The sequence below is a fragment of the Photobacterium sp. OFAV2-7 genome (assembly GCF_022347985.1).
Taxonomy (GTDB): Bacteria; Pseudomonadota; Gammaproteobacteria; order Enterobacterales; family Vibrionaceae; genus Photobacterium.
In genome coordinates this window covers 1-2,616 of sequence record NZ_JAKRFQ010000757.1, presented here as the reverse complement: position 1 = coordinate 2,616, position 2,616 = coordinate 1, and the positions used below count along the sequence as shown (strand labels likewise).

Genomic DNA, 2,616 nt, shown 5'->3' with positions numbered 1-2,616 from the left:
GGATCTTCATCGGTACGACGCAAGCGGCTGATCTCACGAAATACGGTATTACGCTGCCGCGGCGTTAGCGACAGGTTGCGCGACGGGCAGACTGGTTCACAGAACCCGCACTCAATACACTTATCTATCAGGGTATCGGCAGCCGGCATCTCCTTGAGATCTTTAACATGGGCCTGATGGTCATCATTGAGGATAACCCCCGGATTAAGGATTCCGGTACTGTCAAAGATACGCTTGATTTGCTGCATCAGGGCATAGCCTTCCTCGCCCCACTCTAGCTCGACAAACGGTGCCATGTTGCGCCCGGTTCCATGTTCAGCTTTTAGCGAGCCTTGGTAGTCAACCGCAACTAGCTGAGCGACCGCATCCATAAATGCACTATACCGCTCTACCTCTTCTTCAGTATCAAATGCCTGAGTGAAGACAAAGTGCAGGTTACCGGCAAGCGCATGACCGAAAATAATCGCTTCGTGATAGTGATATTGGGTGAAGAGTTCCTGTAACTCACGCACAGCCGGAGCCAGCTGTTCAATAGGGAAAGCAACATCTTCAATGATAACGGTGGTACCCGTTTCACGCACTGCGCCTACAGCGGGAAACAGCCCTTTGCGAATACCCCAAAGCTGAGCACACACTTTCGCATCACGGCTAAAGGCAACCTGCTCAATCGGTGAGAATGCGTTGATAAGTGACGTTAACGCCTTCCCCTGCTCAGAAAGCGCCTCTTCATCTTCAGCATGAATTTCGATTAACAGTGCTGCCGCCTCGGCATTTCCGTTAGCACCCAATTGAGCAATAAAGTCAGGCATTCCCGGCTCATCAGCAACAGAAGCCAGTGAACGACTATCCATCAACTCGACGGCGGCAACATTGGTCTTACTGAGCTCACTGACGGCCAGACAGGTCTTTTCGATATCGGCAAAGACAAACAGTCCCGAGGCTTTAAAAGCATGGTCAACAACTGTGTTATAGGTAATATCGGCGATAAAACCCAGTGTCCCTTCCGAGCCTATCATCAGGTGCTGAAGGATCTCGATCGGATCATCATAGTCCACTAATGAGTTAAGGCTGTAGCCGGTGGTATTTTTCAGGCGATACTTATGCCTGATTTTATCCGCAAGATCAGGGGTATCATGACAATGCTGCGCCAGAGCCGACAGGTCTGCCAGCAGTTCCTGATGGCTTTGCTTGAACTGGGCAACACTATCGGCATCCAAGGTATTAAGAATGGTGCCATCAGCCAGGATAATGGTCATTCCGGCCAATGTCTTATAACTGTTTTGCGCCGTACCGCAACACATGCCAGAAGCGTTGTTCGCAGCAATGCCCCCGATTTTACAGGTGTTGATAGACGCCGGATCCGGACCAATCTTACGGCCATACGGTGTCAGGAACTTATTAGCCTCTGCGCCGATGACTCCCGGCTGTAACCAGATTTGCTCGCCGTCGTTGAGAATTTTGTGATTACGCCAGCTATTCGTGAGTGTGATAAGCACTGAATCAGATAACGCCTGCCCCGACAAGCTTGTTCCTGCAGCCCGGAAAGTCACTGGAATATTCAGGTTATAACACGCCGTTATCGCGTAAACGACTTCATCCAGGGTATCAAGCTGAAGTATTAGCTTGGGAACCAAGCGATAGAAACTAGCATCAGTACCGTATGCCAACGTTAAGGTGGGATCGGTGATAATCCGCTTATCATCAATCTGATGTTGTAATTGCTCAATCAATGTATTGTAGGGCTGCTGCATCGTGGCTCCGTGTACTTCCATATGCATAATGCATCTATTGTTATCGGTCGGGCTTGTGCTTCGCGGTGCGATTCACGCATTTATTGTAATAGCCATAGTTTATCGAGGGTGATTTAGTAAATAAATAACCTTTAATTCACAAGTTCGTTGCAAAATGTCGATCAATTGATTGAACATACTGACACATTGCGTCCAGTCGATTCAGTAACAGACTCAAACAGGGCTAAAAGGAAGCTTAAATGTAGGGTATTGAGTAAAGAGCTAGGTGCTAGGTGCAGAAATAGAGCCAGATTCCAGGCATAAAAAAACCAGCTCTAGGCTGGTCTAATACCATCCCATCAAGATGAGATGGAGGCGCGTCCCGGAGTCGAACCGAGGTCCACGGATTTGCAATCCGCTGCATAGCCACTCTGCCAACGCGCCTTCGTTATTACTTCTTGTTCATACCGTCAGAGACATGCCCTGTTCGGTATGGGCGTCATTCTACAGAACCTACAGGGCCTGTCACGAAAAAAATGAAAATTTGAAACCGTTCGCTGCAATTTCCACCAATTCCGACAAAACGTCTTCTAACATTAGGTTGTATGTTGTTACAACTGCCTCATAGGCAACAAAAAAGCGGCCTAAAGCCGCTTTTCTACAATTCTTTCACTTTTACTCAGGCATCCTCTGAATTAAGCAAATCATCCTTTGCAGCCTTCAGGTAAATGTACATTGACCAATATGTCAGCACCATTGCCACGTACAGCGCAATGTAACCAACCCATACTAACCACTCGGTTGGATGCCAAAGCAGGACAAGCAACGCAAACATTTGCGATCCCGTTTTTACCTTACCAACCCAAGATACCGCCACACTGGAACG

Annotated in this window: 2 protein-coding genes and 1 tRNA gene; all 3 read right to left on the bottom strand. The window is 48.2% G+C overall.

The window, feature by feature from the left end:
- Nucleotides 1–1,751 (bottom strand): FAD-binding and (Fe-S)-binding domain-containing protein (locus MHN01_RS24120; RefSeq protein ID WP_239413915.1); only part of this gene is annotated, 1,751 nt, incomplete at its 3' end.
- Between the two features lie 349 nt (nt 1,752–2,100).
- Nucleotides 2,101–2,174, bottom strand: a tRNA-Cys gene (locus MHN01_RS24115).
- Nucleotides 2,175–2,409: 235 nt separating this feature from the next.
- A partial coding sequence (locus MHN01_RS24110) for a CDP-alcohol phosphatidyltransferase family protein (protein WP_370646559.1) occupies nt 2,410–2,616 on the bottom strand: 207 nt, incomplete at its 5' end.